The organism is Streptomyces sp. NPDC046712, assembly GCF_040645695.1.
Classification (GTDB): domain Bacteria; phylum Actinomycetota; class Actinomycetes; order Streptomycetales; family Streptomycetaceae; genus Streptomyces.
On record NZ_JBEYYW010000002.1, the window covers coordinates 1 to 13,757 of the forward strand.

Annotated in this window: 9 protein-coding genes and 1 pseudogene; 4 read left to right on the forward strand and 6 right to left on the reverse strand. The window is 70.7% G+C overall.

All coding sequences use genetic code 11. The features are described 5' to 3' along the window. Window positions 1-122: 122 nt before the first annotated feature. Window positions 123-635: a MarR family transcriptional regulator gene (locus tag ABZ939_RS02300; protein WP_361847976.1), complete on the reverse strand. Its 513-nt coding sequence runs from the start codon at window positions 633-635 to the stop codon at window positions 123-125. Window positions 636-797: 162 nt separating this feature from the next. Here ABZ939_RS02300 and ABZ939_RS02305 point away from each other — a divergent pair, with 162 nt between their 5' ends. The 4 genes from ABZ939_RS02305 (at window position 798) to alc (ending at window position 4,951) form a co-directional block, all read left to right on the forward strand. Continuing rightward, complete coding sequence (locus ABZ939_RS02305) at window positions 798-1,745, forward strand: EamA family transporter (RefSeq protein WP_361847979.1); 948 nt, start codon at window positions 798-800, stop codon at window positions 1,743-1,745. A 34-nt stretch (window positions 1,746-1,779) separates the two neighbouring features. Next, on the forward strand, window positions 1,780-2,799 hold the full coding sequence (locus tag ABZ939_RS02310; RefSeq protein ID WP_361849077.1) for a DMT family transporter: 1,020 nt from the start codon (window positions 1,780-1,782) through the stop codon (window positions 2,797-2,799). Next, the gene (locus tag ABZ939_RS02315; protein ID WP_361847982.1) at window positions 2,796-3,716 is read left to right on the forward strand and encodes a LysR family transcriptional regulator; all 921 of its coding nucleotides are present in this window, start codon (window positions 2,796-2,798) and stop codon (window positions 3,714-3,716) included. Before ABZ939_RS02310 ends, ABZ939_RS02315 begins: the two co-directional genes overlap by 4 nt. Window positions 3,717-3,817: 101 nt before the next feature. After that, the gene (gene alc / locus ABZ939_RS02320) at window positions 3,818-4,951 is read left to right on the forward strand and encodes an allantoicase (protein ID WP_361847985.1); all 1,134 of its coding nucleotides are present in this window, start codon (window positions 3,818-3,820) and stop codon (window positions 4,949-4,951) included. 127 nt (window positions 4,952-5,078) lie between these two features. On the opposite strand, the gene pepN is transcribed toward alc, so the two are convergent. The 5 genes and pseudogenes from pepN to ABZ939_RS02345 form a co-directional block, all read right to left on the reverse strand. Further along, entirely contained in the window at window positions 5,079-7,652 is a 2,574-nt protein-coding gene (gene pepN, locus ABZ939_RS02325; RefSeq protein WP_361847988.1) for an aminopeptidase N, read from the reverse strand. A 52-nt stretch (window positions 7,653-7,704) separates the two neighbouring features. After that, window positions 7,705-8,505: a hypothetical protein gene (locus ABZ939_RS02330; RefSeq protein WP_361847991.1), complete on the reverse strand. Its 801-nt coding sequence runs from the start codon at window positions 8,503-8,505 to the stop codon at window positions 7,705-7,707. A gap of 25 nt (window positions 8,506-8,530) precedes the next feature. Further along, window positions 8,531-8,968 (reverse strand): annotated as a pseudogene (locus ABZ939_RS02335) (TerD family protein); the annotation flags it as partial. A 122-nt stretch (window positions 8,969-9,090) separates the two neighbouring features. Further along, window positions 9,091-10,110: an aspartate-semialdehyde dehydrogenase gene (locus ABZ939_RS02340; RefSeq protein ID WP_361847994.1), complete on the reverse strand. Its 1,020-nt coding sequence runs from the start codon at window positions 10,108-10,110 to the stop codon at window positions 9,091-9,093. Window positions 10,111-10,256: 146 nt separating this feature from the next. Next, window positions 10,257-13,577 (reverse strand): S8 family serine peptidase, encoded by a 3,321-nt coding sequence (locus ABZ939_RS02345; RefSeq protein ID WP_361847998.1) that lies wholly within the window; start codon window positions 13,575-13,577, stop codon window positions 10,257-10,259. Between the last annotated feature and the right edge of the window lie 180 nt (window positions 13,578-13,757).

Here is a 13,757-nt window from a genome sequence, read left to right on the forward strand (position 1 = left end):
CGATCCTGGTCGTGGACGAGACCGGCGACGTGAAGAAGACCGCTGTCGGGCGGCCGGGCTGGCCGAGGACGCCGTCTTCGTACACATGTACCGCCGCGGCGCCCTCGTGTGCGTTCACCCGGTCATACGGCCGTGGTCGCGAGCAGCTTCCGCAGCAGCCCGGCCAGCTGTTCCGCCTCCTCGGGCGTGAGCGCCTCCTCCAGGGCCGCGCGCTGCTGCGCGAGCCCGGCCGCCACGGCCTGGTCCACCAGTTCACGTCCCCGGTCGCTGAGCGTCACCCGCAGCCCGCGCCGGTCGTTCGGGTCGGGGCTGCGGCTGAGCAGCCCGGCCTTCTCCAGCTTGTCCAGCCGGCCCGTCATCCCGCCCGTGGTGATCATCAGGGTCGCGGTGAGCTCGCGCGGCGAGAGCGTGTAGGGCGCACCCGAGCGGCGCAACGTCGCCAGCACGTCGAACTCCCCGAGCGCCATTCCGTAGGGCGCGTACGCCTTGTCGACGCGGCCTCGCATCGCGTTGGCCAGCCGGTAGATCCGCCCGAAGACGGCCATCGGCAGCGTGTCCAGGTCGGGGCGGACGACCGCCCACTGGTCGGCGATGGCGTCGACGGCGTCGTGGGCAGGGGGTTCGGTGCTCTCCATGGCGGCAGTCTCCCGATCGATCGGCTCGACGGCAAGTAAGTCACTGGACGGTAAGCCACTCACAAGGCAGAAGCTTATGAAAAAGCTGCTTGCTAATAAGTGGCTTACTGCTAAGCTACTTTCCGTCAAGCCAGTTGGACTCCGAACCAGGGGGGACCTGCCATGTCCCGCAAGGCCGCCGTCGTTGCCGTCACCGCACTCGCCCCGATCTCCTGGGGCTCCACCTACTTCGTCGCCACGGAGTTCCTGCCTGCCGACCGGCCGCTCTTCACCGGTCTGATGCGCGCGCTGCCCGCCGGACTGCTGCTGCTCGCCGTCACCCGCACGCTGCCGAGGGGTGCCTGGTGGTGGAAGTCCGCGGTCCTCGGCGGTCTCAACATCGGCGCCTTCTTCCCGCTGCTCTTCCTCGCCGCGTACCGGCTGCCGGGCGGGGTCGCGGCCGTCGTCGGCTCGGTCGGCCCGCTCTTCGTCGTGGGCCTGGCCGCGCTCTTCCTGGGTGACCGGCCCACCGTGCGATCCCTGCTCACCGCGATCGCCGCCGCCTTCGGCGTCAGCCTCGTCGTCCTGAAGGCGGGTGCGGCCCTCGACCTCGTCGGTGTGGTCGCCGGCCTGCTCTCCGCCCTGTCGATGTCGGCCGGAACGGTCTTCACCAAGCGCTGGGGACGCCCCGAGGGTGTGGGTGCGCTGGCCCTGACCGGCTGGCAGCTCACCGCCGGCGGCCTGATCCTGCTGCCGATCGCCTTCCTGATCGAGGGCGCCCCGCCGGCCCTGGACTCCACCAACCTGCTCGGCTACGCCTACCTCGCCCTCGGCAACACCGCGATCTCGTACTTCCTCTGGTTCCGCGGAATCGAGCGGCTGAGCGCCTCCTCGGTGACCCTCCTCGGCCCGCTGTCGCCGATCACCGCGGCCGTCATCGGCTGGGTGGCGCTCGGTCAGGCGCTTGGTCCGGTGCAGCTCGCCGGCATGGCGATCGCCTTCGGCGCCACCCTGGTCGCCCAGCTGAACCCCCGCACCCCCGCCCCGAAGAAGACCGAATCGTTCAGCTCGACTGAAAGGAACGGTCAGGAACTTTCGATGGACCTGGAGGGTGCCGCGGTGCGACGGTAGGGCCTCACCGACCGAAGGGATCACCGTGACACTTCTGGACCGCGTCCGCACCGAACCGAGAACGACCGACGAGCCGGCACCCGCGAAGAACCTCGCGCGGGGGGCCGGCCTCGGCGTTCTTCTCGCGCTCGTGGCCACGGTCGTCTGGTCCGGCAGCTTCGTCGCCACCCGGGACATGGCCGACTCCGTCCCGCCGGTCCAGGCCGTCTTCTGGCGCTGGGTCATCGCCCTCCTCGCCGTCGCCCCCCTCGCGGCAGGACAGGCGTGGCGGCAGCGACACCTGATCCGCCGACACCTCGGCTTCGTCACGCTGGCCTCGCTGTTCGGCGTCGCCCTCTACAACACCCTCGTGCACCAGGCCGGACTGACCACGTCCGCCTCCAACATGGGCATGATCATGGCCGCCTCCCCGGTGATCATGGCGCTCTTCTCACGCTTCGGCGGTGAACGCCTCGGCGTCCGCCGCGCCTTCGGGATGCTCCTCGCGGTGCTCGGCGTGCTGCTCCTCGTCGGCAAGGGCTCCCTCGCCGTCGACTTCACCGCGGGCGACCTGTGGATGTTCGCCGCCGCGCTGTCCTTCGCCTCGTACAGCGCCCTGCTCAAGCGCAAGCCCGCCGAGATCGGCGCCCTCGCCTTCCTCTTCACGACGTTCGTGCTCGGCGCGCTGATGCTGCTCCCGCTGTACGGCGTCAGCCTCGCCGTCCAGGGCGGCTTCGAGCCCGCCGTCGGCACGGTCGGCCCGCTGCTCTACGTCGGAGTCTTCTCCTCCGCCATCGCCTTCTTCGCTTGGAACAAGGCCATCGCCCTGATCGGCGCGGCCCGCGCCGGAGTCGTCTACTACCTCCAGCCGGTCTGCGTGGCCCTGCTCTCGTACGCCCTGCTCGGCGAGGAACTGGGAATCGCGGGCGGCGCGTCCATGGCGCTCATCCTGGGCGGGGTGGCCTTGGCCTCGGCGCGGAGGGGTGATGGGGTGCGCGGTCTCTGCCCCTCCAGAGGGCGACGGCCCCGCACGAACCTGCCCGCACCAGACAGCCCGGTAGGTTGCGCCCCATGACCGAGTGGGACATCAAGAAGCTTCAGATCCTCCGCACCCTCCGCGACCGCGGCACCGTCACCGCGACCGCGGAGGCCCTGCTCATGACCCCCTCGGCCGTCTCCCAGCAGCTCAGCAACCTCGCCAAGCAGCTCGGCGTCCAGCTCCTGGAGGCGCAGGGGCGGCGGGTCCGGCTCACCGATGCCGCGCATCTCGTGCTCCGTCATGCCGAGGTCGTCTTCGCCCAGTTGGAGCGCGCGGACGCCGAGCTGGACGGCTATCTGCGGGGCGAGGTGGGGCAGGTGCGGGTCGCCGCGTTCTCCACGGCCGTACCCGCCCTCCTCGTCCCCGCCGTGCAGCAGCTGCGGACCGCGCACCCCGGACTCGACGTCCGGATCCGCGAGGCCGAGGCGTCCGAGGCGTACGAACTGCTCGGCGCCGGCGAGGTCGACCTGGCCCTCTCGCTCGCCGCCCACGCCCCCTCCGTACGCGACCCCAAGTTCAGCCGGGTCCCCCTCCTCGCCGACCCCCTCGACGTCGCCCTGCCCGCCGGTCACCCCCTCGCCGACGCGCCCGGGCTGCGGCTCGCCGACCTCTCCGCCGAGCCCTGGATCTTCGGCGGCTCCGGCCCCTGGTCGGAGATCACCACCGCCGCCTGCGAGGCCGCCGGGTTCGTGCCCGAGCAGGCCCACAGCGCCGCCGGCTGGACGGCGATCCTCGCCATGGTCGAGGCGGACATGGGTGTCGCCCTGGTGCCCCGGATGGCCTCCGCCGAGCGTCGCGCCGGGGTCGTCATGCGCGTCCTCTCCGCCGACCAGCCGCGCCGCCATGTCGTCGCGGCGGTACGGCGCGGGGCGGAGGAGGGGATCGCGGTGGCCCGGGTGCTCGCGGCGCTGCGCCACGCGGCCGCCCAGCGCGAAACCGTTCAGCAGAACTGACCGGCGCGAGAACCCGTGCCGAGAACCATTCAGCACAACTGAAAATACCTGTCGAAAACATTCGATGGACCCACCAGGTCCTGGAGGCGCACAGTCTTCTCATGACCTTCGAGACGAGCCAGGACCAGGACCCGCACGCCAACGACGCCGCCCCCTACGGCGGAGGCGACCCGTACGCCGACTACCGCACCGGTGACTTCCCCTTCACCGAGCTGGTCGACCTGGCCGACCGCCGTCTCGGCGCCGGTGTCGTCGCCGCCAACGACGAGTTCTTCGCCGAGCGCGAGAACCTCCTCGTCCGCGAGCGCGCCGTCTTCGACCCGGAGCACTTCGGTCACAAGGGCAAGATCATGGACGGCTGGGAGACCCGCCGCCGCCGTGGCGCCGACGCCGAGAACGTCTTCCCCGCCCCCGAGGACCACGACTGGGCGATCGTCCGTCTCGGCGCCCCCGGCGTCATCCGCGGGATCATCGTCGACACCGCCCACTTCCGGGGCAACTACCCGCAGCGGGTGTCGATCCAGGCCACCGCCGTCGAAGGCTCGCCCAGCCCCGAGCAGCTCCTCGCCGAGGACGTGAAGTGGGAGGAGATCGTCCCGCCCACCCCCGTGCGCGGCCACGCCGCCAACGGCTTCGAGATCGACGTCGAGCGCCGCTTCACCCACCTGCGCCTCTGCCAGCACCCCGACGGCGGCATCGCCCGGCTGCGCGTCCACGGCGAAGTCGTGCCCGACCCCGAGTGGCTGGAGCTGCTCGGCACCCTCGACCTGATCTCCGTACTCAACGGAGGCGTGTACGAGGACGCGTCGGACAAGTTCTACTCCTCGCCGACCCAGATCATCCTGCCCGGCACCTCCCGCAAGATGGACGACGGCTGGGAGAACCGCCGCCGCCGCGTCCGTGGCACCAACGACTGGGTCCGCTTCCGGCTCGCCGCCCAGGGCGCCGTACGCGCCGTCGAGATCGACACCGCCTACCTCAAGGGCAACTCGGCCGGCTGGATCGCCCTCCAGGGCCGCAACGGCGAGACGGGCGAGTGGTTCGAGATCATCCCGCGCACCCGGCTCCAGCCCGACACCCTGCACCGCTTCAAGCTCCCGGCCCAGGCCGTCGTCACCCACGTCCGCCTCGACGCCTTCCCCGACGGCGGCGTCGCCCGGATGCGGCTGCACGGCACGCTCACGGAGCAGGGCGCGGCCGATCTGCGCACGCGTTACGCGGCGCTCGGCGGCTGAACCGCCGACGCACAGCTTCCGCCCGGCGGGCGGCCGCGCGCCGACGCCCGCCCGCCGAGCGGACTCAAACGGACGAAGGGGCACCTCCGTGGGGGAGGGTGCCCCTTCGTCGTTCAGCTCGTGACCGTTACGCGGCGGCCGCGTCCGCCGCCCGCGCCTTCAGGGCGCGCTCCACGCCCGCCCGGCACTCCGTCACCAGACGCCGCAGCGCCGGAGCCGGGTCGTTCGCCGCGATCCAGGCGTCCGTGGCGTCCAGGGTCTCCTGCGAGACCTGGATCGTCGGGTAGAGCCCGACCACGATCTGCTGGATGATCTCGTGGCTGCGGGTCTCGGAGATGCCCTTGATCGAGGCGAAGTACTTCGCCGTGTACGGAGCGAGCAGCTCGCGCTGGTCGGTCTGCACGAAGCCCCCGATCACCGCCTCCTGCACGGCGTTCGCCAGCTTGTCGGACTCCACGACCGACGCCCAGGCCTCGGCCTTCGCCGCCTCGGTCGGACGGGCCGCCCGCGCGGTCGCCGCATGGCGCTCGCCCGCCGCGGTCTTGTCCCGCGCCAGCTCGGCCGCGATCTCCGGCTCGTCGAAACGCCCCGTGGCGGCGAGCCGCTGCACGAACGACCAGCGCAGCTCGGTGTCCACGGCCAGGCCGTCGATGACCTCGCTGCCGTCCAGCAGCCCGGCGAGCACGTCGAGGTCCGCGTCCGTACGGGCGGTCGCGGCGAACGCCCGCGCCCACGCCAGCTGGTGGTCGCTCGACGGCACCGCCGTCCGGAGCTGCTCCAGCGCGGCCTGCCCCCAGCGGGCCAGACCCGTGTCACGCCATTCCGGCGCCGCGTACAGGTCGAGGGCCGCCTTCACCTGGCCCTGCAGCGACTGGACCACGCCGATGTCGGTCTCCTTGGTGATACCGGAGAGCACCAGGTCCAGGTAGTCGCGGGTGGCCAGCTCGCCGTCCCGCGTCATGTCCCAGGCCGCGGACCAGCACAGCGCGCGCGGCAGGGACTCGGTGAAGTCCCCGAGGTGCGAGGTCACGTTCTTCAGCGACACCTCGTCCAGGCGGACCTTCGCGTACGACAGGTCGTCGTCGTTGAGCAGTACGACCGCCGGACGCGGCTTGCCCGCGAGCTGCGGGACGGCCGTCAGCTCGGCCGCCTCGATGTCCAGTTCGATCCGGTCCGTGCGGACCAGCTTCCCGACCGCGTCCAGGTCGTAGAAGCCGATCGCGATCCGGTGCGGACGCAGCGTCGACTCGCCCTTGGCGCCGGCGGGCAGCGCCGGGGCCTCCTGCTTGACGGCGAACGAGGTGATGGCGCCGTTCTCGTCGGTCTCGATCTCCGGACGCAGGATGTTGATGCCGGCCGTCTCCAGCCACAGCTTCGACCACGCCTTCAGATCACGGCCGGAGGTCTCCTCCAGCGCGCCGAGCAGGTCGGTCAGCCGCGTGTTGCCGAAGGCGTGCGCCTTGAAGTACGCCTGGACGCCCTTGAAGAACTCGTCCTGGCCGACGTACGCCACCAGCTGCTTCAGGACGCTGGCGCCCTTGGCGTAGGTGATGCCGTCGAAGTTGACCAGCACGTCCTCGAGATCGTTGATCTCGGCCATGATCGGGTGCGTGGACGGCAGCTGGTCCTGACGGTACGCCCAGGTCTTCTCCGCGTTGGCGAAGGTGGTCCAGGCGTTCGGCCAGCGGGTGCCCGCGACGGAGGCCTGGCAGGCGACCGAGGTGAAGGTCGCGAACGACTCGTTCAGCCACAGGTCGTTCCACCACTCCATGGTGACCAGGTCGCCGAACCACATGTGCGCGAGCTCGTGCAGGATCGTCTCGGCCCTGCGCTCGTACGCCGCGTCCGTCACCTTCGAGCGGAAGACGTACTGGTCCCGGATGGTGACCGCGCCCGCGTTCTCCATCGCGCCCGCGTTGAACTCCGGGACGAAGAGCTGGTCGTACTTGGCGAACGGGTAGTCGTACGCGAACTTCTCCTGGAACCAGTCGAAGCCCTGGCGCGTGACGTCGAAGATGTGGTCCGAGTCGAGGAACTCGGCCAGCGACGGGCGGCAGTAGATGCCGAGCGGAACGGTCTGCCCGTCCTTCTCGTAGGACGAGTGCACCGAGTGGTACGGGCCGACGATCAGCGCGGTGATGTACGTCGAGATCCGCGGGGTGGGCTCGAAGACCCACACATCGTCCTTGGGCTCCGGCGTCGGCGAGTTGGAGATCACCGTCCAGCCGCTCGGCGCCTTCACGGTGAACTGGAAGGTCGCCTTCAGGTCCGGCTGCTCGAAGGAGGCGAAGACGCGGCGGGCGTCCGGCACCTCGAACTGGGTGTAGAGGTACGCCTGGTCGTCGACCGGGTCGACGAACCGGTGCAGACCCTCACCGGTGTTGGTGTACGCGCAGTCCGCGACGACCTTCAGCTCGTTCGGGCCCTGCTGGAGGTGGGGCAGCGCGATCCGCGAGTCCCGGAAGACGGCGGCGACGTCGAGCGCGTGGCCGTTGAGTACGACCTCGTGCAAGGCGGGGGCGACGAGGTCGATGAAGGTCTCCGCACCGGCCTCGGCGGAATCGAAGCGGACGGTGGTGACGGACCGGTAGGTGCCGCCCTCCTGCGCACCGGAGAGGTCAAGGTCGACCTCGTACGCGTCCACGGTCAGCAGCTTCGCCCGCTGCTGCGCCTCTTCACGGGTCAGGTTTGTGCCAGGCACCCGGTCAACTCCTCGGTTTCGTGACGTTTGGCTCATCCTTCCACGCCGTACCTCAGCGCCGCACCGCACATTTCCAAGGCCCGTCCCCGCTGATCCGCAGCAGTCCGGGCCCGGGTACGGGCGCGCTGACACGGACCTCGCCGATCTCGTTGACCAGCAGGTCCTGGTCCTCGGCGTCGTACTCCGGCTCGCGCGGCGGGGTGTGCTGATGGACGGTGAAGTTGGACTCGCCGTAATGGAAGAAGTCGAGGACGCCGGGCGGCCCGTCGTAGACGACGAGGTCGTGGGCGTGGCCCTCGATGTGGCTGTCGAACCGGCGGGCGTGGGTGAGGGGGAGGACCCGCAGGGTCCAGGGGGTGTCCGCCTCGACCCGCAGGGTCAGCGGCCGGTCGCGCGGGACGAGCGCGACGGTACGGGCGCGGACGTCGTCCTCGTACGCCATGAGCAGGAAGTCCTCGGCGCGGCCGTACGCGTCGCAGGACTCGATGGTGGTGGAGATCGAGTGGTACGACTCGATCTCCAGGAGAGCCCAGCCCGGGGGGAGGGTGGGGTCGCAGTGCACGGTCTCCTTGCCGCGGCCCTGGTGGACGGAGGGCCGGAAGGACGAGGAGAACGGGTCGACGGGGGCGACGGAGGCCGGGTCGGCGGTCGCGTGGGGGACGACCGGGGCGCCGTACGCCGGAGCCGGTGGCGCCGGGGCTGGGGAGCCGTACGCCGGGGCTGGTGGCGAGGCGGGGGCGCCGTACGCAGGCGGCTGGGTGGGGGAGCCGTACGCCGGAGCCGGTACCTGGGCTGGGGCGCCGTACGCCGGAGCCGGTGGCGAGGCCGGAGGCGTACCCCTGCCCCACGGCACGGAACCGCCAGCCGCCCTCCCGCCGGTAGAACTCGCCGAAGACGAACGCCGTCTCCGTCGTCGCGTCCCCGATGGCGAAGTACGCCACCGGTGCGCCCGAGAGGTCCGTGACCCGTACGTCCAGGGCGGGCACCTGCCCGAAGGCCCCGCCGTCCGCGGAGGCGGCGACCACCACCCGGTCGATCCCGGGCTCCACCCGCGCGAGATCCAGCCACAGCCAGTCCGCGGCCGCGCTGCCCGGCGCGCCCGGCGCCGACTTGCCCAGATGCCGCACCGCGCCCGACGGGTGCTCGACGTGGTTGTAGAAGACGAGATCCGCGTCCCCCCGCACCCGCCCGCCCGCGTCCAGCAGCAGCGCCGAGACATCCACATCGGGCGCCCCGGCCGTTGCCTGCCAGGCGACGGCGACCTGGAGGGCCTGGGCGGGCACCGGAATGTTGGCGCCCTTGGGTATCTGGGTCATGCGCCGGATCCTGCCACCCCGAGGCCCGGCTTCGAACGCGTTGTCCGAATTCCGCCGGGTCCGTGACCACGGGACGCCGCAGGGGCGGCCGGATGCCGGCCGCCCCCGCGTGTTCGAACCGATCAGGCCTGGCGGAGCTCCGCGGCCACCAGCTCCGCGATCTGCACGGCGTTGAGCGCCGCGCCCTTGCGCAGGTTGTCGTTGGACAGGAAGAGCGCCAGACCGTTGTCGACGGTCTCGTCCACGCGGATGCGACCCACGTACGAGGCGTCCTTGCCGGCCGCCTGGAGCGGGGTCGGGATCTCGGAGAGCTCGACGCCCTCGGCGTCCTTGAGGAGCTCGTAGGCGCGCTCGACGCCGATCGGACGCTCGAAGCGGGCGTTGACCTGCAGCGAGTGGCCGGAGAAGACCGGGACGCGCACGCACGTGCCGGAGACCTTGAGCTCGGGGATCTCCAGGATCTTGCGGGACTCGTTGCGGAGCTTCTGCTCCTCGTCCGTCTCGTGGGTGCCGTCGTCGACCAGGTTGCCGGCCAGCGGCACCACGTTGAAGGCGATGGGGCGCCGGTAGACGTTCGGCTCGGGGAAGGCGACGGCCTCGCCGTCGAAGGCCAGCTGGTCGGCCTGCTCGGCGACGGCGCACGCCTGGGTCCGCAGCTCGGCGACGCCCGCGACACCCGAGCCGGAGACGGCCTGGTAGGTGGTGGCGACCAGCGCGAGGAGACCGGCCTCCTGGTGGAGCGGCTTGAGGACCGGCATGGCGGCCATCGTGGTGCAGTTCGGGTTGGCGATGATCCCCTTGGGGCGGTCCTTGATCGCGTGCGGGTTGACCTCGGACACGACCAGCGGGACCTCGGGGTCGCGGCGCCAGGCGGAGGAGTTGTCGATCACGACGGCGCCCTGGGAGGCGACCTTCTCGGCGAGGGCCTTGGAGGTGGCCCCACCGGCGGAGAACAGGACGATGTCCAGGCCGGTGTAGTCGGCGGTGGAGGCGTCCTCGACCGTGACCCCGTCGACGACGGTGCCGGCGGAGCGGGCGGAGGCGAAGAGCCGCAGCTCGTCGACCGGGAAATTCCGCTCGGCCAGGATCTTGCGCATGACTGTGCCGACCTGACCGGTGGCTCCGACGATTCCGACCTTCACGGGGACTCCTCCGTACGTTTGTGCAGGCTGCTGCCGTCCATGATGCGTATGTCCCGGCCCGCCTTGTCCAATCCATTGTCCGAGGATCGGGACGCGAAAGGGGCGGGCGCCGGTTTCGGCACCCGCCCCTCACTCGCTCAGCGGTGTTACGGAGTGACGCTGCCGATCACGACGCTGCCGGCGCCCGCGACCGTGCCGCGCGCGTTCAGCAGCTGGACCTCGCCGAAGAACTGCCGGCCCTCGGGCGCGGCACCGGCGACCAGGACCTGGGCGCCGACCTTGGCGGTCGCGCCGTTGGCCAGCGGGTAGGTCTTGGTGTTGTCGACCTGGACGCTGCCGAGCGACGCGGAGTAGTACACGTCACGGTAGTCGTAGGTCGTGCCACCCGCCGCCTGGACGGAGTAGCCGTCGATCTCGATCGTGTAGGTGCCGGCCGCCGGCTTGATCAGCGTGACGGCCTCCTCCGAGTCGCCGTCCGCGGACGAGCCGACGACCTTGCCGTCGAACTTGACCGCGAGGTCGAGGTCGGCGGCCTTGTCGGAGGTGTTGCCGATGGCGACGTCGAGCCGCTCCACACCCTCACCGATGGTGACGGTCTTCGTGTGCTTCTCGTGGTGCTGGATCGTCGGGGTCTCGACCTTGGCCGAGCCCAGCGAGCCGCCCTTCAGCTTGCCGTCGATGCCGGCGAACTTGTTGGTGACGGTCCACTCGACGGCGGCCGGGGTTCCGACCTTCGCCTCGGCGACGGTCTGCACGGCCGGGGCGAACTCGGCGCCGAGCACCGAGACGTCCAGCTTGTACGGGTTGTCCAGGTCGGGCGACGTGCGACGCGCCTCGACCTCGATCTCCCAGACGCCCGGCGTCGGGTTGGCGTACGAACGCAGGTCCGGACGGCAGGTGTTGGCCGGGTTGTAGTGCGGGTAGCACACGTTGGAGGCGGTGGACTCGAAGGCCACGCCGTACGGGTGGATCGAGATGAACCGGGTCTGGCTCTTCTCCTTCAGACCGCCGATGGCGACCTCAAGGGTCTTGGCGCCCTCCGGCACGGTCACGAAGTACGACTTGTGGCTGTTGCGCTGCACCGTGCCGGACGCGGAGTACGCGAAGCCGGGCGCGGCCAGGTCCTTGGCGACCACGACGGTCGACAGGATCTGCTTGTCGACGCCCTCGGTGCGCTCGTCGTCCAGCTCCAGGATGGCGCTGTGCACGCCGGCCGTCTGCGGCTTCGCCTCGACCTTGACGGTCACCGGCTTGTTCAGCGGCAGCGTGATGTAGTCGTACGCCGTGGCCGCCTTGAAGGTGCCGTCGTTGTACTTCCAGTTCAGCTCGTGCCGCACGCCCCACGTCGGGCCCGTGGTACGGGTGATGGTGACGTCGTACGTCTTCTTCTGGCCGACCTTGAGGCCGCCCTCGCGGTCGTACACACCGGTGCCGGTGTGCGGGGCCGGGAAGATGGCGGTGTCGACCGGGGCCTCGACCTTGTAGTCGTGCGCCGTGGCGCCGTCCTCGATCGAGTCCCAGGCCTCGTTGATGTCGATCAGGCCCGAGCCCTGCTCGTGGGCCGCGACGCCGGAGATGCGCTTCGCGGTCGAGGTCAGCGCGGTGCGCAGGGTGAGCGGGGAGAGCTCCACGCCCTTCAGCTTCGCGGCCGAGAGCAGCAGCGCGCTCGCGCCCGCGACCTGCGGGGAGGACATCGAGGTGCCGTTGAGCATCCCGTAACCGGCGGGCAGCGCGTAGCCGGACTCGGCGACACCGGCGCCGGCCTGCCAGGTCGGGATGGTGTTCACGGAGGAGCCCGGACCGGTGATGGTCGGGGTGAAGCCGCCGTCCTCACGCGGGCCGCGCGAGGAGAAGGGGAACATGGCGTACGACTTGGTGACCGCCGAGCCGTAGTTGGAGGCCCAGGTCGACTTGGAGATCGCCGCGCCGACCGAGACGACCTTGTCGGCCAGGCCGGGGTCGCCGATCGTGTTGATGCCCGGGCCCGAGTTGCCGGCCGAGATGACCAGCTGGACGCCGTACTCGTCGATCAGACGGGTGTAGAGGCGGGCGCGGACGTTGTCGCCGTCGTTCTGCGCGGGCAGGCCGCCGATCGACATGTTGACGATGTCGACGCCACGGTTGACGACGAGGTCCGTCATGCCCTCGGTGAGGGCGGTGTTGGTGCAGCCGCCGGTCCAGGTGCAGGCGCGCGAGGAGACGATCTTCGCGCCGGGCGCGGCACCGTTCATCTTGCCGCCGAAGAGGCTGTTGGCGGCGGTGATGCCGGCGACGTGCGTGCCGTGGGAGGACTCGACGATGCCGATGTTGACGAAGTCGCGCTTCTGGCCCACCCAGGTCCCGCCGAGCGGGTCCATCGCGACGTCCTTGCGGATCTCGACGACGAACGGGGTCTTCTCGACGACCTCGGTGGCCGGGTTGTCGGTACCGAAGTAGCCGATCTGGTACCCGTCCTTGTACGGCTTCATCGGCGCGTTGTCCGTGAAGTCGTTGTTCTGGTCGGTGTCGACGCGGACGGTGCCGGCGGCCGGGTCGTACAGCATGCCGAAGAGGTCGGCCGTGTCGCCGTCGCGGTTGATGTCACCGGCCGGGTCGCCGCCAGCGGTGATCGCCTCGTTGAAGCGGCTGAACTGGTAGGAGCCCTCGGGCGCCTTCCAGGACTGCGAGGAGGCGGTGAAGACCGGGCCGGCGACCGGGGTGATCTGGGCGCGCCAGGTGGCGTCGCCCTCGGTCAGCGGGTCGGTGGCGGTGACCCAGTCGACGATCTTGCGCTCGCCGGTGGTGGTCTTCTGCAGGGCCGGGTGGCCCAGGTCGACACCCGAGTCGAGGATGCCGATGGTCACGCCGCGGCCGTCGGCCTTGGGGTGGTCCTCGACGAACTCGACCGCACCCGTCTCGTGGGACGGGTTGTACGGGTTCTTCGCCGGGGTGTTCTTGCCCGGGGCCGGGTACGTCGTGGTGACGGTCGTGCCCTCGACGGCGCCGGTGGTGCCCGCGTCCGGGGTCGGGTCGTCCAGCTTGATCTCGGCCTGGAGGTCGATCGACTGGACGGAGGAGAGCTTGGTGGCCGCCTTGATGGCGGCCTCCGCCTTGGCGGTCGGGATGGTGGCGCGGACGTAGCCGAGCTTGTCGTCCTGCCTGCCGACGGAGGCGCCCTGGACGGAGTCGAGCTGGCCGGCGACCTGCTCGGTGGCGCCGGGCGCGGTGGCCACGAGGATCGTGACGTTCTTCTCGCCGGACGTCTCGGCCTCGCTCAGGCGCTGGGCGTCCGTCGGGCCGAGCTTGTCGGCGGAGTCGGAGGACTTCACCGGGGGAGTGGTCGCCGGGTCGTCGGCGGCCAGGACCGGGGCGGCACCGGCCGCGATGAGCGCGGTCACGAGTCCGGCGGCGGCCGCGATACGGGCCGCGCGTCTGTGCCCGGGGGTCGAGCGCCCGGGTATGGAGCTCTGAGATTCGGGGGTGGTCATTTACATCCCTGTTTGTGAAAGAAGAGGGTCCGGATTTCGGTACCGGATGACCGCTCAGCCTTTCGCAAGTGACAGGGGTTTGTGGAGAGTTATCAGGTGGCGGAATACGCCTGTGGCGCACATCCGCCACTGCGGGACATGCGCCACTGAAGACGAATCGCCCTCAATCGGGGCGAGTTG

Excerpts from the sequence above, each read along its gene's own strand:
- ABZ939_RS02300 (WP_361847976.1), bottom strand. The coding sequence starts at position 635 with ATGGAGAGCACCGAACCCCCTGCCCACGACGCCGTCGACGCCATCGCC.
- ABZ939_RS02305 (WP_361847979.1), top strand. The coding sequence starts at position 798 with ATGTCCCGCAAGGCCGCCGTCGTTGCCGTCACCGCACTCGCCCCGATC.
- ABZ939_RS02315 (WP_361847982.1), top strand. The coding sequence starts at position 2,796 with ATGACCGAGTGGGACATCAAGAAGCTTCAGATCCTCCGCACCCTCCGC.
- alc (WP_361847985.1), top strand. The coding sequence starts at position 3,818 with ATGACCTTCGAGACGAGCCAGGACCAGGACCCGCACGCCAACGACGCC.
- ABZ939_RS02345 (WP_361847998.1), bottom strand. The coding sequence starts at position 13,577 with ATGACCACCCCCGAATCTCAGAGCTCCATACCCGGGCGCTCGACCCCC.